At 56.6% G+C, this 21595-nt stretch carries 21 protein-coding genes; 11 read left to right on the top strand and 10 right to left on the bottom strand.

The window, feature by feature from the left end; all coding sequences use genetic code 11:
* The first annotated feature begins 17 nt into the window (after positions 1 to 17).
* From DOQ08_RS08985 to DOQ08_RS09015, 7 genes are all read left to right on the top strand, one after another.
* On the top strand, positions 18 to 1457 hold the full coding sequence (locus DOQ08_RS08985) for an aldehyde dehydrogenase family protein (RefSeq protein ID WP_114334557.1): 1440 nt from the start codon (positions 18 to 20) through the stop codon (positions 1455 to 1457).
* Between the two features lie 16 nt (positions 1458 to 1473).
* Positions 1474 to 2451, top strand: a complete 978-nt coding sequence (locus tag DOQ08_RS08990; protein WP_114334558.1) for a dipeptidase — start codon at positions 1474 to 1476, stop codon at positions 2449 to 2451.
* A gap of 69 nt (positions 2452 to 2520) precedes the next feature.
* Positions 2521 to 4080, top strand: coding sequence for a BCCT family transporter (locus DOQ08_RS08995; protein WP_114334559.1), 1560 nt, complete (start codon positions 2521 to 2523; stop codon positions 4078 to 4080).
* A 39-nt stretch (positions 4081 to 4119) separates the two neighbouring features.
* Positions 4120 to 5862, top strand: coding sequence for a hypothetical protein (locus DOQ08_RS09000; RefSeq protein WP_114334560.1), 1743 nt, complete (start codon positions 4120 to 4122; stop codon positions 5860 to 5862).
* Positions 5859 to 6626 (top strand): Ldh family oxidoreductase, encoded by a 768-nt coding sequence (locus tag DOQ08_RS09005; protein ID WP_114334561.1) that lies wholly within the window; start codon positions 5859 to 5861, stop codon positions 6624 to 6626. The genes DOQ08_RS09000 and DOQ08_RS09005 overlap by 4 nt, the downstream gene beginning before the upstream one ends.
* 9 nt (positions 6627 to 6635) lie before the next feature.
* Positions 6636 to 7013: a RidA family protein gene (locus tag DOQ08_RS09010; protein ID WP_114334562.1), complete on the top strand. Its 378-nt coding sequence runs from the start codon at positions 6636 to 6638 to the stop codon at positions 7011 to 7013.
* Between the two features lie 41 nt (positions 7014 to 7054).
* Complete coding sequence (locus DOQ08_RS09015) at positions 7055 to 7414, top strand: hypothetical protein (protein WP_227537559.1); 360 nt, start codon at positions 7055 to 7057, stop codon at positions 7412 to 7414.
* A gap of 64 nt (positions 7415 to 7478) precedes the next feature.
* Here DOQ08_RS09015 and mqo read toward each other — a convergent pair whose 3' ends face one another.
* Positions 7479 to 8960, bottom strand: coding sequence for a malate dehydrogenase (quinone) (gene mqo / locus DOQ08_RS09020; protein WP_114334564.1), 1482 nt, complete (start codon positions 8958 to 8960; stop codon positions 7479 to 7481).
* Between the two features lie 422 nt (positions 8961 to 9382).
* Between mqo and DOQ08_RS09025 the strand changes: the two genes are divergently transcribed.
* The gene (locus DOQ08_RS09025) at positions 9383 to 10360 is read left to right on the top strand and encodes a calcium/sodium antiporter (protein ID WP_206074826.1); all 978 of its coding nucleotides are present in this window, start codon (positions 9383 to 9385) and stop codon (positions 10358 to 10360) included.
* A gap of 28 nt (positions 10361 to 10388) precedes the next feature.
* Here DOQ08_RS09025 and DOQ08_RS09030 read toward each other — a convergent pair whose 3' ends face one another.
* Entirely contained in the window at positions 10389 to 11153 is a 765-nt protein-coding gene (locus tag DOQ08_RS09030; protein WP_114334565.1) for a lysophospholipid acyltransferase family protein, read from the bottom strand.
* Positions 11154 to 11345: 192 nt separating this feature from the next.
* On the opposite strand from DOQ08_RS09030, the gene sorT reads away from it, so the two are divergent.
* Entirely contained in the window at positions 11346 to 12572 is a 1227-nt protein-coding gene (gene sorT, locus DOQ08_RS09035) for a SorT family sulfite dehydrogenase catalytic subunit (protein WP_114334566.1), read from the top strand.
* A 63-nt stretch (positions 12573 to 12635) separates the two neighbouring features.
* Positions 12636 to 12956 carry a SorU family sulfite dehydrogenase c-type cytochrome subunit gene (gene sorU, locus DOQ08_RS09040; RefSeq protein ID WP_114334567.1) on the top strand — a complete coding sequence of 107 codons (321 nt, stop codon included), beginning with the start codon at positions 12636 to 12638 and terminating at the stop codon, positions 12954 to 12956.
* An 18-nt stretch (positions 12957 to 12974) separates the two neighbouring features.
* On the opposite strand, the gene msrB is transcribed toward sorU, so the two are convergent.
* Genes msrB through chrA form a run of 3 tightly spaced genes read right to left on the bottom strand, consistent with a single transcriptional unit; the run spans position 12975 to position 15255 of the window.
* Positions 12975 to 13400, bottom strand: coding sequence for a peptide-methionine (R)-S-oxide reductase MsrB (gene msrB, locus DOQ08_RS09045; RefSeq protein ID WP_114334568.1), 426 nt, complete (start codon positions 13398 to 13400; stop codon positions 12975 to 12977).
* Between the two features lie 10 nt (positions 13401 to 13410).
* A complete protein-coding gene (msrA, locus tag DOQ08_RS09050) occupies positions 13411 to 14061 on the bottom strand; it encodes a peptide-methionine (S)-S-oxide reductase MsrA (RefSeq protein ID WP_114334569.1) in 651 nt (216 codons plus the stop codon).
* Between the two features lie 15 nt (positions 14062 to 14076).
* Positions 14077 to 15255 (bottom strand): chromate efflux transporter, encoded by a 1179-nt coding sequence (chrA, locus tag DOQ08_RS09055; RefSeq protein WP_114334570.1) that lies wholly within the window; start codon positions 15253 to 15255, stop codon positions 14077 to 14079.
* A 137-nt stretch (positions 15256 to 15392) separates the two neighbouring features.
* Here chrA and DOQ08_RS09060 point away from each other — a divergent pair, with 137 nt between their 5' ends.
* Positions 15393 to 16367 (top strand): metallophosphoesterase, encoded by a 975-nt coding sequence (locus DOQ08_RS09060; protein WP_114334571.1) that lies wholly within the window; start codon positions 15393 to 15395, stop codon positions 16365 to 16367.
* A 3-nt stretch (positions 16368 to 16370) separates the two neighbouring features.
* On the opposite strand, the gene DOQ08_RS09065 is transcribed toward DOQ08_RS09060, so the two are convergent.
* The 5 genes from DOQ08_RS09065 to ercA all read right to left on the bottom strand — a co-directional run bounded on the left by DOQ08_RS09065 (position 16371) and on the right by ercA (position 21582).
* A complete protein-coding gene (locus tag DOQ08_RS09065) occupies positions 16371 to 16853 on the bottom strand; it encodes a CDP-archaeol synthase (RefSeq protein WP_114334572.1) in 483 nt (160 codons plus the stop codon).
* A gap of 24 nt (positions 16854 to 16877) precedes the next feature.
* Positions 16878 to 18254, bottom strand: a complete 1377-nt coding sequence (locus DOQ08_RS09070) for a class II fumarate hydratase (RefSeq protein WP_114334573.1) — start codon at positions 18252 to 18254, stop codon at positions 16878 to 16880.
* 52 nt (positions 18255 to 18306) lie between these two features.
* Entirely contained in the window at positions 18307 to 18594 is a 288-nt protein-coding gene (locus DOQ08_RS09075) for a hypothetical protein (RefSeq protein WP_114334574.1), read from the bottom strand.
* Between the two features lie 86 nt (positions 18595 to 18680).
* Positions 18681 to 20435, bottom strand: a complete 1755-nt coding sequence (locus DOQ08_RS09080) for a PAS domain-containing hybrid sensor histidine kinase/response regulator (RefSeq protein WP_114334575.1) — start codon at positions 20433 to 20435, stop codon at positions 18681 to 18683.
* Positions 20419 to 21582, bottom strand: a complete 1164-nt coding sequence (ercA, locus tag DOQ08_RS09085) for an alcohol dehydrogenase-like regulatory protein ErcA (RefSeq protein WP_114334576.1) — start codon at positions 21580 to 21582, stop codon at positions 20419 to 20421. The genes DOQ08_RS09080 and ercA overlap by 17 nt, the downstream gene beginning before the upstream one ends.
* Positions 21583 to 21595: the final 13 nt, after the last annotated feature.

Genomic DNA, 21595 nt, shown 5'->3' on the forward strand with positions numbered 1-21595 from the left:
AAAATAAGGAGGCTCTCATGACCAATTCTCATCCGCTTTACATCAATGGCCAGTGGGTTACCGGCACCAAAACCGTAACCAACATTAACCCGTCGGACCTTAGCGACATTATCGGCGAGTTTGATCAGGCCAGCGCAGAACAAACCCAGCAGGCCATTAGCGCTGCTCAGAGCGGCTTCGCGCAGTGGAGCAAAAGCGGGCTTGAGCAACGCTACAAAATTTTGATGGCGATTGGTGATGAACTCATTGCCCGGCAGGACGAACTGGGCGAACTCTTGTCCCGCGAAGAAGGCAAACCTTTGGCGGAAGGCAAAGGCGAAGTCTACCGCTCCGGCCAGTTCTTCCACTATTACGCGGCAGAAGTGCTCCGTCAGATCGACGAGCGCGCCGAGTCAGTCCGGCCTGGCGTTGAAATCGACATCCGCCGCGAACCACTGGGCGTGGTTGGCGTCATCAGCCCCTGGAACTTCCCGATGGCGACCGCCGTTTGGAAAATCGCCCCCGCCCTGGCCTTTGGCAACGCGGTGGTGTTCAAGCCCGCCAATCTGGTGCCAGCCAGCGCTTGGGCTCTGACCGAAATCATCAGCAAGCAGGATCTGCCTGCCGGCACCTTTAACCTGGTCATGGGGTCCGGCGGTGAAACCGGCGAAACCCTGATCAGCAGCCCGGGTGTGCAGGCCATTACCTTTACCGGGTCTTTGGAAGTGGGCCGCCGAGTAGCCGCCGCCACCGTGGGTAACTTGGTCAAATGCCAGCTTGAAATGGGTTCGAAAAACGCCCTCATTGTGCTGGACGATGCCGACCTCGATCTGGCTGTTGAAGCCGCCTTTAACGGTGCCTATTCCGGCAGCGGGCAAAAGTGCACCGCATCGTCCCGCCTGATTGTGACCGATGCGGTTCATGACGAGTTCGTGTCCAAGCTGAAAGCACGGTTGGAGATTGCCAAAGTCGGGCACGCGCTGGAAGACGGCGTACAGATCGGCCCCATTGCCGACAAACGCCAACTGGAATCCAATCTGGCCTGGATCGAGCGGGCCAAGGCTGATGGCGCCACACTAGCCTACGGTGGCTCAAGGGTTGAAGCGGAAAACGATGGCTACTACATGGCGCCAACGCTGTTCACCGGCACTACGAACACCATGGCAATCAACCGGGATGAAATCTTCGGCCCGATTGCTTGTGTGATCCGGGTGCCCGACTACGAAACCGCATTGGCCACGCTGAACGATACCCAGTACGGCCTGACCGCCGGCATCATCACCAATTCCCTGAAGATCGCCTCGGATTTCAAAGCCCGGGCGCAAACCGGCTGCGTGATGGTCAACCTGCCGACGGCGGGTACCGACTACCACGTACCCTTTGGTGGCCGCAAAAACTCCAGCTTCGGCCCCCGCGAGCAAGGCCAGTACGCCCGCGAGTTCTACACCGTTGTAAAAACCTGCTACGTGCGGGCCTGATCCGAGGAGAAGCACCATGCTGACGATCGATGGACTGCAATACTCCAACTGGTCCCGGGAGATATTTGAACAGATGCACGCCGGGGGAGTCTCGGCGGTGCACGCCACCTTGGTGTACCACGAAAACACCCGCGAGACGCTGTCGCGCTTTGGTGACTGGAACCGCCGGTTCGAACAACACAACGATCTGATCATGCCGGTGTACGAAGTTGAGGACATCCGCCGCGCGCAGGAAAGCAATCGCGTGGGCGTGTTCTTCGGTGCACAGAACTGCTCACCCATCGAAGACGACATCGACATGATCGAGGTCATGCGCAGGCTGGGCCTGATGATCATGCAGCTGACCTACAACAACCAAAGTCTTTTGGCCGCTGGTTGTTACGAAGCGGAAGACAGTGGCGTAAGCCGATTTGGCCGACAGGCCATCGCGGAGATGAACCGGGTGGGCATGATCATCGACATGTCCCACAGCTCGGAACGTTCCACACTGGATGCCATCGAACTCTCTAGCCGGCCGGTGATTATTTCCCACGCCAATCCGGCGTCTTTTCACCCGGCGAAGCGCAACAAGTCCGATACGGTGCTGAAGGCCATTGCAGAAAGCGGCGGAATACTCGGTTTCTCGGTGTACCCGTTTCACCTGAAGGACGGGCCCGACTGCACGCTGGAAAGCTTCTGCAACATGGTGGCGGACACCGCCGAGTTGATGGGCATTGATCACATCGGTATTGGCACCGATTTGTGCCAGGGCCAGCCCCAATCGGTTCTGGACTGGATGCGCAATGGCCGCTGGTCAAAAGAAATGGATTTTGGCGAAGGCAATAAAAACAACGCGGGTTGGCCAAGACCGCTGTCGTGGTTCAAAGACAACCGGGACTTCCCGGCCATTATCGAAGGGCTTCGGCGCAAGGGATTCAGCGAAGGAGAAGTCGAAAAAATCATGGGCCTTAACTGGCTGCGGCAACTGGAAATTGGCACCCGGGCTCGCACCTGAGCCCTTCGGGGTGCTACATGCCGGGCACCCTGTTAACGAACAAGCGCTAAAACAACAAAGGTACGCGTGATGAAAAACAACAACATCAGGTCAGGCGGGGACTACTCCATAGCCCAACTTGGCGATCCGGTGGTACTGACCCTCAGCGTTGGCTTTATCGTGCTGTTTGTCGGCTTCTCGCTGTTCGACCTCAAAGCCGTTGCCGAGGTGATTGGCGAAGGCTTTGGCTGGACGGCGAGAGTCTTCGGCACCTACTTCCAGCTGTTGCTGCTGGCCACCTTCTTCATTGCCATTGGCGTGGCCTGCACACCGGCAGCCCGAGCCAAGATTGGTAATCTGGACCAGCCCGAGATGAGCACCTTCCGCTGGCTCTCCATCATCATGTGCACCTTGCTGGCCGGAGGCGGTGTGTTCTTTGCCGCCGGCGAGCCCATTTACCATTATGTTGTCACCCCACCCGCGTTCACCTCTGAGTCCGGCACGGCCGCGGCCATTCCTCATGCGATGGCGCAGTCGTTTATGCATTGGGGCTTCCTGGCGTGGGCAGTCCTCGGCACTCTGGCTGCGATTGTTCTGGCCCATGCCCACTATGTAAACGACAAACCGTTGCAACCACGTACTCTGCTCTATCCAGTGTTTGGCGAACACATCATGAGCGGCTGGCTTGGTAGTGTTGTAGACGCTTGCTGCGTGATCGCGGTGGTGGCTGGCACGGTGGGCCCCATCGGTTTTCTGGCCACTCAGATGAGCTTTGGCCTTAGCGAATTGTTCGGCCTGACCGACGGTTTAGTGACACAGATGGCAATCCTCATTGCGCTCGCCATTATCTACGTGACCTCGGCAGTAACCGGCATTCACCGTGGCATCCAGTTCCTGAGCCGCATGAACGTGTTTCTGGCGCTGGCGGTCGCAGCCATCATTTTCGTATTCGGGCCAACGCTGTTCCTCACCAACACCTACGTTCAGGGCATGGGCGAGTACCTATCCTCCTTCATGACCATGGCCACCATGACCGCGGAAACCGCGCCCGGCTGGTGGATGCAGTGGTGGACCGTATTCTTCTTTGCCTGGTTCCTGGGCTACGCCCCGCTGATGGCGATTTTCGTGGCGCGGATTTCCCGCGGCCGAAGCATCCGCAGCATGATTCTGGCGGTTGCGGTGATGGCCCCTGTAGCCACCACCATCTGGTTCACACTGTTGGGCGGCTCGGGCATCTATTACCAGTCCACCGGCGTGATCGACCTGACGGATGCGCTGAACAACTTCCGGTTTGATGTCGCAACCCTGACCGTTGCTCAGGCGCTTCCCGGTGGCGGTTTTATGGCACTTGCCATTCTGATTCTGACAACCGTCTTTGTGGCCACCACGGGCGACTCTATGAGCTACTCCATTGCCGTCGTCAGCTCGGGCCACGACCAGCCCAACACCTTTGTTCGAGCGTTCTGGGGCATCGCCATGGCCGGCATGGCCGCCATCCTGCTCTTCATGGGGGCCGGTCAGATCAGTGTGTTGCAGCAGTTCATTGTATTAACTGCCATTCCGGTTTCACTCATTCTGCTGCCGTCACTATGGCTTGGCCCGAAAGCGGCTTATGCCATGGCTCGCGAGCAGAACCTCATCCCACACTAGCTAGAATAAACGGTAGGCCAAACAGGCAAGGGTGACATCATGATTTCAGCAACCTCTTCATCGATCCCCAACAACATGCGTCCAGCCAATGACGTGATGAAGCTGGAACGACTGGGCAGCATGTTTGCCAGCCGGCTGAGTTTTGTCCGCTCACTGATGCGCAAAATGATTGCGGAGCGGTGGCAGGTGGTGAACACGCAGTTTGATCTGGATAGCAACGGCCACGGATTGGCGGTGTACCGCATCACCACCCCGGAAAACTGCTACCACTGCGTGATTTTCTGTCGGGAGTTGCCTGCAGAATTACGCTCTGACCGGGTGATCGCCGAAGCCTGGGATGTCACCTTTGCCATGGTGGAAGGCGAGGTCGAAACCTCTTTGCTGGAGCAAATGGAAGCCAATGTGCCATTGCAAGAAGCGGGGCGGCAGCACCCTCGGGTGCTGGTGCTTTCCCGCGCCAACAAAAGCCTGCGCAACTTCAGCCAGTTTGTCGAAGCCTTATCCTCTGGCCAACAGCCGGACCCGGCCTGGCTGACGGCGGTCGGGTATCTGTACCGCACCACCGCAGTTTACGGTAACGGCAAGTTCGGCATCGCCGATTTCGCGCGGCTTCAGCGGAACTCGGATTTCAGCCGGCCGTTCGCAGCACAAATGCTCGCCGTTTACGTGCTGCGCCAGTTCTCGATTGATCAGCTCAATCACCTGGCTCAAGCCAAAGCCCCCGGTCAGGCGGTGCCTTTGCACCCGGAACTGGAGCGTTATCTGGGCATCGGTAATTCCACAGGCCTGGGTATGGCCCCGTTCCTGATCAACCACCCACAGCTAATCCAGCAGTGGGTCTATACCCGGGAGCGGGCGCTCGCATACGTTCGGGAAAACCCCGCCACTGAGCAAATACACGCCAAACTGCGAGAGCTAATGGCGCGCGCACTTACGCACCTGCAGCAAACCAAAACCGAAGACCCGGAACAGACGCTGCGCAATCAGAGCACCGCCAAATCCATCGCGGAAACCGTCGATTGGCTCGACCGAACTTTGGCACACCCCGGGCTGTATGAAGAGCTGATTGCGTGGGCCGAAGAGCAATGCTCGCTGGAGGCGCAAGAACTGATCAACACCTTGTTGATTGAACTGTACCCGGACCTGGTGGACAAGCTGGATGATGAACTCGGCTGTGAAGAGTCTATGGACCTGCAACCGGACATGAAAGTCCGGCAGTTAAAAGCACTGATCGAGCAAAAATTTGACTGGGCCCTCCAATACCGCGAGAACTGCCCCGAGGACAACTATTGGTTCTGGTACCGCTCGATTGAGAAAGAAGAGCCCCGGCTTGGTGTACGCGGGGCCGAATCCGGCGCTGAGAAAGAGCTGGCGCTGGCCATTGGCCCGCGTATCAGCCGTTGCTACGCCAAACTCGAACCGTTTGTGGCCGACAACCCGAACGCCATGGTGGTGGAGTTCCTGCTCGCCCATCCGGAACAGAAAGATTGCGTGCGCCGCATTCAAACCATGGGCGAAACGCCGTATGGCGAAATTCGCGCCAACTTATGGCACCGGAATATGAAACCGATGCACCTGTTGCGCACCAAGTTGTCGTTTTTTGGTGCCAGTCGTTTTGATCCGAAGTCTGACCGCTGGGTACGCATCACCTTATTCCAGGGTGCACCGCTTGCGCGGGAACTGTGCCGCCCGGGACGCTCACTGGAACAGCTGGATGACTGGGGCTTCCCGGTTGAGCCTATCCTCGATAACCACCACGTTGTGCAGGGTGAACAGCCATGAAAGTCTCGTTTAACGAATTACAGGGGCTGTCCCGAAAAGCCTTCATCGCCATCGGCTTTACCGAAGGTGATGCCAACGATGCCGCTGATATGGTGGCCTGGATGGAAGCCCATGGGCTGGACGGCATAGCCGCGCTCAGGAAGGGTCTGGATTTCTTGCAAAACGAGGATAAATCCCAGTCGCCGAAACTGATCTACCAAGACGCGGATTTGTGCGTGGTCGATGCCGAGAACAAAACCGTGCTCGGTCACGCCAGCCTGGCGATCGAGTTGGGGTATGCAAAATGCCGCGCCCGCGGCCTTTCCGTCACCAAAATACGCCATTGCCACAACCGCATGTTGATTGTGGGCTATCTGTCTCGCATTGCGCGCCGAGGCATGAGCGTAACGGCATTCTGGCGCAACTCTCACGAACCACTGACCGAAATTCTGGTGAGTTTTAAATCCGGCGAAGCAGAGCCTGAAATCTGCATGTACGGGTTGGCATCGACACCCGACGACACAGAACCCAACAACGGCATCACGCTCGTGATGGTGAACCATGTGGACCTGCTGCCTAACCTCAAACCCGATGCACCGGCCAATGATCTGATTCTGCAAAACCGCGCCGCCATGCTGGACTGGCATGAACGGTCGCTGGTTGATGGCATCGAAGTGGACCCGGAACTTTGGGATCGCCTGAAACTTCTGGCAACAAAAATGCTGGTGGAATCCTCGGAAGACTCACGCCAAGGCGCTGGCGCAGGCACCAACGACAACGATTAAGGAGCTCCTATGACCCCGTATCCGGTAAACACCAACCTGCCCGCCTCGAAATCCCCGCTTGCGTGGGCCACGGTCGGCAATGGCCTGTTGTTTACGGCCCAAATCCCCATTGATGCCGACGGCAAAGTGGTCGAAGGCGGCATTGAGGCCCAGATCACTCAAACGCTCGCCAACCTGAAACAAACGCTGGAAAGTGCAGGCAGTCAGGTGTCCGACCTCACGCAGGTGGTGATCTACGTGACCGACCGTGAAGACTTGGCGACAGTGAACCGCGTGTACGCCGACTTCGTGTCTGAGCCTTATCCGAACCGGGCCGCGATCATCGTCTCCGGCTTTGCCCGGGAAGAAATGCTGGTCGAAATTCTTGCTTATGCGGTGGTTCCCTAGCAACCACCTGGTCATTATTTGCGCAACCCGAAAGCTTGTGCTTGTATAAAGAGATCAGGCTTGTCGTAGGACGCCCGCGTTCTTTTGCCTGCCCGCAGCGAGGCCACAAGGCCTTGGGCATCTTGCAATCACTGTTCAATGGGGTTGGCTCAGCTATGGCTTACGAAACGATTGATGGTCAAAAATACGAAAAAGAACTGCTGGAACTCGCGCGCAAGCACACAACGGGAAAGGGGGAAGGCAAACTGTCAAAAGACGAGGTGGCGGATCTGTTCAAGTCGGCCCAGGATGGGCAGGGCGTGACCGACACTGAAAAAGCGACGCTGGGGTATATTCGGAATAACTTCGAGTTTACCGATGCGGCCGCCAAAGATTTCGACGCGGCTTTCGGCCAACTCTGATCAATCAACACGATATCTGCGCAACAAGCCCGATGCTTCCCTGCATCGGGCCTGGCAGAGCACCTCAGCTTAACTGAAGCGTCTTCAGGGTGCGCTCACGAACAGAGTTCAGGAGCTCTTCGTTTTCCACCAATGACTGACCGTAAGACGGCACCAGCGTTCTCATACGCTCCTGCCACTCTTGGGTCTGCATTTTTTCAGGGAAACAGCGCTCCAGCACGTTCAACATCGCGTTAGCCGCCGTGGACGCACCCGGCGATGCACCCAGCAAGGCCGCCAGAGAACCGTCTTTTGCGGCTACAATCTCCGTACCGAACTCAAGCTTGCCACCGCCTTCTTTGGTTTGCTTGATGATCTGCACGCGCTGGCCGGCCATCTGCAAGGTCCAATCCTCTTCCTTCGCATCCGGGAAGAAGTTGCGCAACGCTTCCACACGGTCAGCGTGAGACTGGAACACTTCCCCGATCAGATAGCGGGTCAGGTCCATGTTGCTTTTACCCACCGACAGCATCGGGCGCAGGTTGGTGGCCCGAACCGAGCCGAACAGATCAAACATGGAGCCCTGCTTGAGGAATCGGGTGGTAAAGCCGGCAAAAGGCCCGAAAAGCAAAGCCGGCTCGCCGTTGATAATGCGGGTGTCCAAATGCGGCACCGACATCGGGGGCGCACCAATTGGTGCCTTGCCATACACCTTGGAATGATGCTGGTTAACAATCTCGGGCTTCTGACACACCAACCACTGGCCACTCACCGGGAAGCCGCCGTATCCGCGAGCTTCATCAATGCCGGATTTCTGCAACAGCGGCAAAGCGCCACCACCCGCACCCAGGAAGACAAAACCCGCTTCCAGTTTGGTGGTTTCGCCGGTTTTTTGGTTCTTCACCCGCAGTTTCCAGCGGCCATTGTCGCGCTGGTCTATGTAATAAACGGGTGAATTGGTCATCAACTCAAAGTTAGGCTGGGCTTCCAGCCACTTGACCATGCTCCGGGTCAGAGAGCCGAAATCCACATCCGAGCCATGCTTGATGCGGGTGGCCGCCACCTTCTCCATCGGATTGCGGTTGCCCACCACCAATGGCATCCACTCTTCCAGTTCCTTCGGACTCTCGGTGTACTCCATTTCCCGGAACAGGTGATGGTCTTTCAGGCGCTCATAGCGGCGTTTCAGAAAAGCCACGTTGTCTTCACCCCAGACAAAGCTCTGGTGCGGCGTGCGATTAATGAAGGAGGTTGGTTCCGGCAGAATGCCTTGTTCAACAAGGTAAGACCAAAGCTGCAGCGACACTTCGAACTGCGCGTTAATTTGCAACGCTCGCGCTATTTCTACGTCGCCATCGGCCGTTTCAGGAGTGTAGTTCAGTTCACAGTAACCCGCGTGACCAGTACCCGCGTTGTTCCACCCATCGGTACTCTCGTGAGCAACGTGGTCCAGACGCTCCAGCATGACAATATCCAGAGACGGATCAAGCTGCTTGAGCATCACGCCGAGGGTTGCGCTCATGACGCCTCCACCGACCAGCACTACATCTGCCTGTCTAACGGCCATTGATTCCCACCTTAGCTAGTGTTGAGCTTGGTACCGCTCCACGATCAGCAAAGCGGCCTGTCGAAAGCTGGCACTGCGCGAGGTAAAGGGCGCAGCCTTGTGCTTCCTTTCGAAATTGCGCGCATTATCCCGTTTTTTGCCGGAATAATAAATTGCGATTGCCAACTGCATGCAAATTGGTTTGGAACATGCCAGCTGAGCTGAAGATTGCCACGAGGCGCGATTCTCTCGCCTTTTGTTAACAATATCAGCGCAACTTTAGTCTGATACTGGGCTGATGTTAATGCGGATCATTGCTTATATGGGAAAATCCTGCGCCCCGGGGCTGACCTGAAATACTGACTTGCTGTATCTTGTCCGCCATCCATACTTTGCCCGCTGTCCGCGCAAAGTGTCCTGACTTTTTGAATCGAGGTTTATCTATGTTGATGGCTATTGGTGCCATTATTCTGGGGCTGGTTCTGCTGGTTTGGAGTGCTGATAAATTTGTTGAAGGCGCCGCAGCCACCGCCAAACATTTGGGCATGCCGACCTTGCTGATAGGCATGGTGATCATCGGCTTTGGCACCTCGGCGCCCGAGCTTGCGGTTTCGGCGATGGCCGCTTCTGACGGCAATCCGGGGCTGGCGCTCGGTAATGGTTACGGCTCGAACATCACCAATATAGCGCTGATTGTTGGCCTCACCGCCCTCATCGCACCTATCGCCGTACACTCCCAGGTTATTCGAAAAGAGCTCCCCCTATTGGTTGGGCTCACGTTGATTGCCGGTGTCCAATTATGGGACGGCGAGCTGTCACGGCTGGATGGCTGGGTTTTGCTGGCCGTGTTCGCAGCGGTGATGGGTTGGTCTATCTATCAGGGCATCAAAGGCAAAGACGACCCTTTGGCGGAGGGCGTAGACTCCGAATTGATTACGCACCCGATGCCGATGAAAAACGCCGTCATTTGGCTGGTAGTCGGGCTGACCCTTCTGATCGTCAGCTCACGGATACTGGTCTGGGGCGCTGTCACGATCGCCCAGGCACTGGGCATCAGTGATCTGATCATCGGTTTGACTATCGTCGCCATCGGCACATCGCTGCCAGAACTGGCTTCAGCCTTAGCCGCCGTCAAGAAGAACGAGCACGACCTGATTCTGGGCAACATTTTGGGCTCGGGCATTTTCAACACATTGGCGGTAGTCGGTCTGGCGGCAGCGATCCAACCTTTGTCGGTAGATCCTGAAGTGCTGTATCGGGACTGGACACTCATGCTCGGTTTGACCGTCGCCCTGTTGGTGATGGGGTCTGGCATCACCGGCTGGCGCAAACTCATCTCCCGGGTCGATGGGGTGCTTCTGCTAACCGCCTATATCGCTTACACCGGCTACCTGTTCTCTACCGTGGTGGCAGCCGCCTAATTGATTCACGCAGGGTGAGCCCGGAGAATTATTCCGGCTCACCATCGCCGAGCAACTCCAGCATGCGCGCCCGCACTTCCTCCATCACCGCCGGTAACTCCTCTTTACTCTTACCAGCCGTGTCCAATGTCGCTCCCACCCGAACATCCACCGGCTGCCCGAGATTAATCTGAAGACTGCGCGCCGGTAGCACCTTGTGCACACCGCGTATGGCGACCGGCACGATGACGGCCTCGGTGTCGAACGCCAAATGAAAACACCCCTTCTTGAAAGGCAACAGCCGGCCATCCGGTGAGCGAGTTCCCTCGGGCGCAGCCCAGAGCACAATTCCGCTCTCCATCATCGATTTGGCTTTTTGCAGGTCCCGAACCGCCTCGGCGCGATTGGAACGATTAATCCATGGAAATTCTGCCGCCGCCATGGCCTGCCCGAGCAAAGGAATACGAGACAGCTCCTGCTTGGACAGCATTCGAATAGAACCCGGCAACGACACGAAACTGATGGGTATGTCGTAATGACTGGCGTGGGTGCACATGATGATATACCGGCGACCATCGTTGAAATCCGGCACTTCACCCCGAACGGTCAGGCTGGCTCGCACCAGTTTAAGCAACGTTGTCGACCATTCCCGACAGTACTTATCCACAATTGGCCGATTCAGCTGGCCGAACAAAGCTCGCAACAAGATCAACAACGAGTAGATGGCCGTCAAGCCAACAGAACCCAACACCACCGCAATTCGGCGCAACAACGTTGCCGATTCCGTTAACGGGCTCAAGTTCAGTCGATTCATGCGAAATACCCTCTACCGTAGATCAATGCTCTGGCGATGACCGCAAATTATACCGCGTCCAAAACCCGCTGAATAACACACCAAAGTATTGATCAATTATCAAACAACACCTATATGTAATGTGGACACTGCTAACTTTATGCTAGCCGGCTCAGCTCATCGTTCACTCCCCCCCCCCAAGAGGAGGCGGTCATGAAACAGGAAAACGCTTTAAGCAGACGCTCCCGCCAGCCTGAACTCATTAACCCATCTCGGCGGACTTTGTTGCTAGGCAGCGCCGGAGCCATGGCCGCGGTGAGCTTGCTAGGGTTCACTCCGCTATCCAAAGCTGACGAACCCAAATCGCTGCCCGATTATGCGGCCTGGAAAGACCGCAATGCTCTGATTGTTCACAGTGCCAATACCATGGAAACGCACCGTGGCGCGATCGGCACTGGCGTCATCACCCCCAGTGAAAAACTGTTCGTCCGTAACAACCTTCCGGCACCCCCGGCCTCGGTCACCGAGGACCCGGACGCTTGGGAGGTTCGCATCGAAGGCGTCAATAAGCCCGCAACGCTGACGCTCGCTGAACTCAAAACCCTGCGTGTCACGACAGTAGCCTCGGTTTTGCAATGTTCCGGGAACGGCCGCGCCTTCTTTGCCCACGGCGCAGGTGGTACCCAGTGGTCGGTTGGCGCTGCAGGCTGCGTCATGTGGACTGGCGTACCTCTTAAGGATGTTGTTGAAGCCCTCGGTGGCCCGGTAGATGGCGCGCGTTACATCACCAGCACGGGCGGCGAAGCGCTACCTGATGGGCTGGATCCAAAAACGCTGGTCGTCGAGCGATCCATTCCAGTTAAAGCCATGGACTCGGCCTTGTTGGCATGGGCAATGAATGACACTCCTCTTACCCTTACTCACGGCGGCCCGCTGAGAATGGTGGTGCCCGGCTATTACGGCGTCAATAACGTCAAATATGTCAAAACCGTAGCCTTAACAGAAAACCAGACCGAAGCGAAGATTCAGGCATCGGGCTACCGGATTCGGGATGTAGGCGTAAAAGGCGCTCCCGACCAGCCCTCCATGTGGGAGATGAACGTTAAATCCTGGGTAACCGCTCCTCTGAAGTCCGGCCAAAGCGGCCGCAATATGATCTATGGTGTAGCTTTCGGCGGCACCGTTAGTCTTGAAAAAATCGAAGTTTCAACCGATGGTGGAAAGAGTTGGTCACCAGCTCGATTCCTGGGCCCGGATCTTGGCCCCTACGCTTGGCGACCATTTGTTATGGCTGTGGATCTTGTTGATGGCGAGTACCGGATCGTCAGTCGGGCCACCGATGTTAAAGGCAACACTCAGCCCGAAAACCGAACAGAGAATGAACGTGGCTACGGCCACAATGGCTGGAGCGACCACGGAGTAACGGTCACCATTAGTTGATTGGACGGGGGGGACAGGTAAGGAAAACCTCACCCCCCCCCCGAGAATTCTTGGACAGACGATATGAAACTAGCGGCAATGATTGCCTCGGTAACCCTTTGGGGTATTACTTCACCCGCACATGCCGGCGACACCCCAGAAGGAAAGCGCGTGTTCATGCAGGATGCGCAACCCTCTTGTACGATCTGCCACACGCTTGCAGACGCTGGAGCCTCCGGTGCCATCGGCCCGAATCTGGACGATTTAAAACCATCACGCGAACAAATCATCAACGCCGTCACGAGCGGGGTTGGTGTAATGCCGGCCTTCGGTGACTCGCTCACGAAGGAACAGATTGAAGCCGTGGCTGACTATATTGCTTCAGTTACAGGTGTCACCGACTAGCGGAACGAAAGCCCTCGATTAAGCACCGTCCCGAAACACCATAGAAATGGAATTCAGACAATATCGCTGCCCGGTAGGCGGCGGCCCATCCGGAAACACATGGCCTTGGTGACTGTCACAGCGGGCGCACCGAATTTCTGTACGGGTCATGCCCAAGCTGGTGTCTTCGATATAACGAAGATGGTCCGGATCGAACGGCTGGAAGAAACTCGGCCAACCGGTTCCGGAATCAAATTTGGCATCAGAACCGAATAGCGGGAGGTCACACAAGCGGCAGTGATACACGCCGGTTTTCTTGTTATCCAACAAGGTGCCGCAAAACGGGTGTTCGGTACCGTGATCCAGCAACACCCGTTTCTCTTCATCGGTCAGCCCAGCGGCTTTTTCTTCAATCTGGGCTTTGCTCAAGGGCGTTACGTCATAGCCCGCAGCAGACATACTCATAGGGATCTCCTCACGCCAGGTCAGGGTCATCCTGACTGAATTCGGGTTTCAGTCGGTCAGGCCAGGCTGCCGCCAGTTTTTCCATTTTGGGTACAGCAACGGCCATTATGTAGGGCTGCCAAGGATTGCGCGCAGCGAAGTTCTGATGATGAGCTTCTGCCGGATAGAAAGCCTCCAAAGGCTCAACCGAGGTCACAACCGGCGCGGAATATACGCCCGACTCGTTCAACTTTTGGATGTACGCTTCTGTCAGCGCCTTTTGCTCTTCGGTTTCATAAAACACGGCTGACCGATACTGGGTACCCACGTCGTTACCCTGGCGGTTCAGCTGCGTTGGGTCGTGCGCTACCGAAAAGAACACCCTCAACAATTCGCCAAAACCAACCTTCGCCGGGTCGTAGTGCACATCAATCACTTCCGCATGCCCGGTTGATCCTGTGCAAACAGCCTCGTAATTGGCGGTATCGGCTGCGCCGCCCGCGTAGCCGGATTCCACTCGGGTTACGCCGTCGATGGCTAGAAAAACGGCCTCGACACACCAAAAACAGCCGCCAGCCAGAACTACATGAGCGCTACCTTCGCTTTCCTTCAGTTCATATTCAGGTACTGGAAACCGGCTACGGGGCACATTTAGCCCCGGGATATTGCACGCTTCGCTCATAATCTTATCCACCCATTAAAAAAAGACTACACCCAGTATGGCACTTACCGGGGCGAGGCCCCAAACGGGCCAACGCAGAACCGCTAACGCCAGCCACAGTAACAAAGCGATGGCGAAATCCATTGAACCCTGTACGGCCGACGTCCATACCGGATCGTACAGTGCAGCCAGAAGCAGGCCAACCACGCCGGCATTGACACCCGCCAGCGCGGCACGCGCCTTTTCGTGCTTACGTATCCAGCGCCATAACGGCAGACCGGCAAATACCAAAAGGGTTCCTGGTAAAAACACCGCCAGCACGGCGATCATCGCTCCGGAAATACCCGCTTCGATGCCGCCCAGAAACGCCGAGAAGGTAAACAGAGGGCCAGGCAGCGCCTGAGCCGCCCCGTAACCGGCCAAGAACGTATCCGCTGTCATTTGTCCGGACTCAACAAAACCTTCCTGCAACCAAGGCAAGACCACATGGCCGCCGCCAAACACCAGCGCCCCGGCCTTGTATAACTCGGCCCCAACCCATGCCAGAGACCCCGGAGCCAGAGGCATTAACGAAAACACCAACAGGCAAGCGAACAGCACAGCAAACCGCCACGGCTTGCGAACCTGTATTCCCACCGTCATTGGCTCGGCCGCTTTGCCCGCGTTCAAATTCAAACGCACCCCGGCCGCTGCCGCCAAGGCCAACATCAGAAGTTGCACCCAAGCCGTGCCGACCCACAGCAATCCACTCGCCACCAACAGCGCAATCACCCGTCGTGGCTGGTCTGGGCAGAGCACTCGCCCCATTTGCCAGACAGCTTGTGCTACGACCGCAACAACAAAAAGCTTCAAGCCGTGTACCCAGCCGCCTGAGCTGGCTTCTGGCCAGAGCGTGAGCCCGAACGCAAACAAGGTCATCAACAGCGCCGACGGCAGAGTAAACCCCAGCCAGGCCGCAAAAGCCCCTTGGTATCGGCCGCGCAGCAGGCCAATCGTCAGCCCAACTTGACTGGAAGCCGGGCCAGGCAATAACTGACACAAAACTACTACCTCACCAAAGGCCTCTGCGGACAGCCATTTTCGACGGTTCACAAACTCGTCATGGAAGAAGCCAAGATGCGCCGCCGGGCCACCAAACGAGGTCAGCCCCAAGCGCAGAAATATTTTGAAAATCTGCCAGCCAGACACCGAACCCGTCGAGTCCTTTTCAGTCATTGCCCATTCCCCGATAGCTCCCTAATAAGTCTGCAGCAAACATGAACATTGTATCGATACAGTTGCAGATGCCCAATGACCAACCATACTGACAACAGGGATCAGCATAAGATCCCGCTCGGCATCAGGGAATCAACATGACAGCGAAGGTCCGCGAACCCCAAAGTGAGGAAGAACTCCTGCTCTATAGACTGAGCCTTCGGTTAGGACCGGTGCACGCTCGCCAGCGGCTAGGCATCGAACAGGAGTCAGAAGCCCTATTGATGGGTCGGGACAAGCGTTCTTTCCATCTGGAAAACCTCACAAACGCCCCTCGGTTAATCCGCTTTTGCCTGAAAGCCCTCGGGCTGTTCAACCGGGCACAGGCTAACAGCCGTATCCTGAAAACCGCCGCCAACACCTTCACTGTGCCAAATCTTCCGCCTGCATTCGATGGCTTTCGGATTCTTCACCTGACCGACCTGCATGTGGACATGGATGAGCACAATCTGCAGGCGGTTATCCGGCAAATCCAGCCTCTGGAATATGACCTGTGCGTTCTGACCGGTGATTACCGTCAGCTTACCTGGGGGCCGATAGATGCCTCTCTGGACGGCATGGCACGCCTTCGGGACGCAATTCGGGGCGACGCCTACGCCGTTCTGGGAAACCACGACAGCGTGCGCATGGTGCCCGCACTGGAGGATATGGGCTACCGCCTGCTGATGAACGAGATGACCCCGCTGGAACGCGCGGGCGAAACCGTCTATCTGTCGGGAATAGATGATGCCCACTATTACAAAGCACACAACTTGCACAAAGCCGGTGATGACATTCCTATCGGCGGTGTGAGCTTATTGCTCAGCCACACCCCTGAAGTCTGGCGCGAAGCCGCGCATGCCGGCTACGATCTGTTCCTGTGCGGCCATACCCACGGGGGCCAGCTCTGTTTGCCCGGTGGTATTCCTGTGACGCTGGATTCCGATTGCCCCCGGCACCTGGGCCGGGGTTTCTGGCGAGTGAATGGCATGCAGGGTTACACCTCGCCGGGTTCCGGCACATCTGTCTTGAATGTTCGCCTGAATTGCCCCCCGGAGGTCACACTGCATACACTGACACGAGGTCCGGCCTAAGAGTCAATGAGGCTGTTTTCGGATTCCCAAGCGGAATAACAGGGGGGAGAACAGCATGTTGGAGAGAGCGAAAAGTACCGCGATCGCCGCAACTTCCCACAACGGTAAAGGAAACCAGAGCCAGGCCATGAGCATTGGTAAGGCAGCTTCAGGCATCTGATCAAGCCAAACCGCTCGAGCACTGGGCGCCAGCCCAATCCGGCGTTTTATAAAGCTGCTGAGCAAGTCTCCCAGCAAAGATAGCGCACCGAAGAGAACGCCAAACAGCCAGCCCAGCTCTAACCAGAGCGCAAATAACGAACACGCCACCGTACCCAAGATAAAGCCGCGCCACGTTTTGCTCGGCCCGAACAGTGGCCGGCCATCGGCCCACGTCAGGCCGGCATCCACTGGCCAGTCCGTGCTGTTCGGCAACAACCGAGCTACAACCACCGGAACACCGTTGGCCAAGACCAACAATACGAAGAGCTCCAGCGATAACAACAAGAACTCACCTCCGGCTGGGCCTGCTTAGGCGAGACCTCCACGAGTCAATTTCAGTGGGTCCATCAACTCTTCAAGCCGCGCACGACTCAACCCACTCCGCTCTTCGGCCACATCGATCACCGGGCGCCCGGTGCTGTATGCCTCTTTGGCAATTTCCGATGCCAACGCATAACCAATTTCCGGGTTCAGTGCGGTCACCAGCACCGGATTGCGGCTGACACCATCACTCAAGTGGTCTGCATTGACGGTAAAGCCCTGGATCGACTTATCCGCGAGGATGCCAGCAGCGCCTGTCATCAGTTGAATCATGTCCAACAAATTACCCGCTACCAATGGCAGCATCACGTTAAGCTGAAAATTACCCGACTGGCCCGCAATCGCGACTGCCGCGTCCAATCCCATGACCTGCGCGGAAGCCATAGCAACCGATTCAGGAATCACCGGGTTCACCTTACCCGGCATGATGCTGCTACCCGGTTGCAGCGCCGGCAGGCTGATTTCCGCCAAACCATGGATCGGACCACTGTTCATCCAGCGCAAATCGTTGGCGATTTTCGTGAGCACCACAGCCACGCTCCGCAACTGGGCCGACAACGACAACGGTGCATCCACCGCACTTATGCCGACAAACTTATGGTCGAGGGACTTAAACGAAAAGCCGGTGTTCATTTTCAGGAACTTGACGAACTGTTTGGCAAACTCGGAAGCCGCATTCACGCCGGTACCCACTGCCGTACCGCCTTGGGGCAAATACGCCAATTCATCCAGCACCGTTTCCAAACGCTTTTCTGCCGCTGCGAGCTGTTCACGCCAGGTTCTCAGTTCCTGCCCGAGCGTGACCGGCATGGCATCCATCAGGTGCGTTCTGCCAGTTTTTACTTGTTTGCTGAATTCCGCTTCTCGCTCGTAAATCACGCCCTGAAGATGTGACAGCGCCGGCATCAGCTGCCCTTTGACCGCCAGCAGTGAACTCACATGAATGGCTGTTGGAATCACATCATTGGAACTTTGGCTCATGTTGACGTGATCATTCGGGTGAACCTCATGCCCTTGTTGGGAGGCAATCGAGGCAATGACCTCATTCAGATTCATGTTGGTACTGGTGCCAGACCCTGTCTGATAGCGGTCAATCGGAAACTGGTCGGCGTATTCACCGAGAATCAGCTTCTCGCAAGCATCGGCAATGGCATCCCGGCGCTGGCCGTCCAACAACCCCAATGAAGCATTGGCCTGCGCCGCTGCCCGCTTGATCTGCGCCAAGGCCTTAATGAAATTTTCGGGCATGGCCTGGCCGCTCACGGGAAAGTTATCAATGGCCCGCTGGGTCTGTGCCCCCCATAGCGCATTGGCGGGAACCATCACCTCGCCCAGACTGTCCTTTTCCACTCGGTAATCGCTCATCACACCCTCCCTATTCTTACTTTGCCATGCTTATCAGCACACGAGCTTACACCTAGCCTGCGCGCGCCGGTGACTTTAATCGGACATGGTCGCAAATACCGGTGACTTGCTCAAAGTTGAGGATCAAGGTGTGCACCGTCAAGGTGTAGGTATCGTGCAGGTGGAATTTGAAACGCCGCTGTTTCTCCCCTTGCAGAAACGCATCGTACTCACGCACCAGCTCCCGCACGTCACCACCTTCATTCTGGCTCCAGGTGGCGTTGTACGGGCCCAGCACGGCGCCGCCTGCCAGGCAGACGGTGACTTCGTGATTGGTGAGACTGCCGTTCTCCGTTGTCATAAACCGCTCCTACAAATGATGTTTTCTATCAGTGTAGTCGCTCTCCAGCCTCGAATACGATTGCTGCTCGCAAAACGAACAGCCCGTCAGGTGGCCGACGACGTGACGCAACTGGTGAGCAGTGCTCTTAAGCGATTCGGTTTAACGGGTTTATTCAATACAGGCAGATACTGCGCCCGCAAAAGCGTGCGAACCTCATCACTGCGATCCGCCGTGATAATCGCGCCGGGCACATCTTCTCCCAGATACTTTCGCACCCTGTGAATCGCGTCGAAGCCGGTCTGATCGTTGTCCAGATGGTAATCTGCAAGTATGACAGTCGGCCGTTTGCCGGTCCGCGCAAGTTCCGCCAGTGCTTCATCGCGGCCGAGAACAGGCATGACCTCACAGCCCCAACGTTCGAGCAGCATCTGCATGCTTTCGAGCACGGCGGGTTCGTTATCGATCACCAATATCACAGTGCCATCAAAGCTCTCTCTCAGCACCGGCGGAACAACTGGCGGATGACGGTTTTCGTAGCGAGGTGCTGCAGCTCTCGGCAACGTCAGCGTAAACCGGGAGCCCTGGCTCAACTTGGAGGTAACATCAATTCGGCACCCCAGCACGCCGACCATTCGATCCACAATCGCCAAGCCCAATCCCGCCCCTTGTCGGCCACCTGTGCCATGGGGCAACACCTGATGGAACTCGGCAAAGATATCCCGAAGTTTTTCGGGCGCGATTCCTACACCGGTGTCCCATACTTGCAGTTGCACACTTTCAGGCCGCACACGTACCGCCAGCAAAACACCCCCTTGCTGGGTATATCGGAAGGCGTTGCTTAAGAGATTCCGGACAATACGGGCAAGCATGCGCTGGTCGGTATGGACAAAGGCAGAGGCACTGCGAATCCGGAAATCAAGTTCCTCATTGGCAGCAACAGCACTGAACTCTTCCCCCATATCCCGCACCAACTCGTTGATGTCGAGATGGACAAAGTCTGGCTTCATGGCCTGCTGATCCAGCTTGGAGATGTCCAGCAGATCAGCCAAGAGTTCTTCCGCACCCTCCAGTGCGCGATGAGCCTGTCGAACCATCTTGCTTTCGCGCTCTGGCAAAGCCCCTTCCTGAAGCGCCGACACCATCAAGCGCGCCGCATTCAGGGGTTGCAACAAATCATGGCTGGCAGCGGCCAAATATTTGTCTTTGCTACGATTCGCTTCTTCCGCCGCGTCCTTGGCAACGACCAGTTCTCGCTCGACCTTTTCGCGTTCTTCAATCTGATAGCGCAAATCAACATTGGCGTTCTGCAGAGCCTCCGTGCGCTCCAAAACCCGATGCTCCAGCTCCGCGTTCAGTTGCTCCAGCCGTTGACGTGCATGAACGCGCTCCGAAATGTCCGCTACAAAGGTTTCGACAACCTCGGGCCCGAGATCAGGCCGCCTGAGCATGGTAATGGCCACATCCACCGCGGTTTGGTCGGCGCGCCGAAACCGAGTTTCCCGTGCATTCAGGCTTCCACGATCCAGCAACTCCTGGCGAAGCGCGTCGAACTCCGCTGCGCTAAAAAAAAGCTGCTCTCGCAACCGCACAATGCTGCTCTGTAATTGCTCCGCACTGTCATAACCGCAAATGCGTGCCATCGCCGGGTTACAGGCCACAAACCCGCCTCGGAGGTTGGCTTGGAATATGCCGTGAAGCGCATTCTCGAACAGCCATTTATACCGATTGCGCTCCTGCTCGAGTTCGTCAATTCGCTGCTGAAGGGCGGGATAGTAATTTTTTCGAACCGATTGGCGACCCAAACCCAACAGGTCGCCTATGCCGTATTCGCCTGGATCCGTTTCAGAGGGCTTCTTCATAAACCACCTGAACGTCCCTCAAAGACGACTTTCGAGGGTTCGTCAGTATGCAGGGGTCTTTCAGGGCGTAGCCGGAGAGGTAAGGAATATCCGACACGCTCACGCCCAATTCATTCAAACGCGCTTCCAACCCGAGTGTTTTCTTGAGTGAGATGATTCTCGACATCAAGCGCTTTTTGACCAGCGCATTGGCCATACCGCGGGTATCAATATCCATAGCCTCGGCCACTCGCCGAAAGCGATCCTCTGCCGAGGCAAAGTTATACCCAACAACGTGTTCCAGCAGAAGCGCGTTGCACAATCCGTGGGGCAGATCGAGAAACCCACCCAGGCTATGGGACATGGCGTGTACGGCACCAAGAATAGCATTCGAGAACGCAAGGCCCGCCTGCATGGACGCGAGCATGATTTGCTCTCTAAGCACCGGATCAGACGGGTTTGCCACCAAAGGCTCTAAGTTGCGGTTAATCAGGCGGATGGCTTCCAAGGCATGCGTATCGGTGAGCGGCCCACTGCCCGTAGAAACGAAAGCCTCAATCGCGTGAACCAAAGCATCTACGCCCGTGCAAGCGGTAAGATACGACCCCATGGTTTCTGTCACCTCGGGGTCGATCAGAGACACATCCGGAACCACCGCTTTACTGATGATGGAGAATTTGAAGCGGCGATCCGGATCCGAAATGATCGCGAACTGCGAGACATCCGCCGAGGTGCCGGCGGTGGTCGGTATCAATATGAGCGGGGGCGGCGGGTTGGTAATGGTATCCACACCTTCAAACTCGAGAATGCTGCGACCGTGAGTTGCAACAATGCCAATACCCTTGGCGCAATCCATGGGACTACCACCACCGATGGCAACAATCACATCGCACTGGTTGGCCAGGTACTGTTCAGCCCCGGCCATCACCTCATCTACCTTCGGGTTGGGTGAGATTGCTGTAAACGTCGTACTTTCAAGCCCCGACTCGGCTAACAACTGCTCTATCTCGTGCACCCAACCCGCGGCCTTCACACCCGGATCAGATACCAAAAAGACATGCCTCGCACCAAAATTGGCCGCGAAGTTCGCAACCGACCGTCGGGAGCCGGCCCCAAATACGATTTCTGGCGAGACAAACTTGCGAAGGGATGAAATGTCATGACTCATGGCGGCCTTATCA

The sequence above is a fragment of the Marinobacter litoralis genome, from assembly GCF_003336705.1.
GTDB lineage: Bacteria > Pseudomonadota > Gammaproteobacteria > Pseudomonadales > Oleiphilaceae > Marinobacter > Marinobacter litoralis.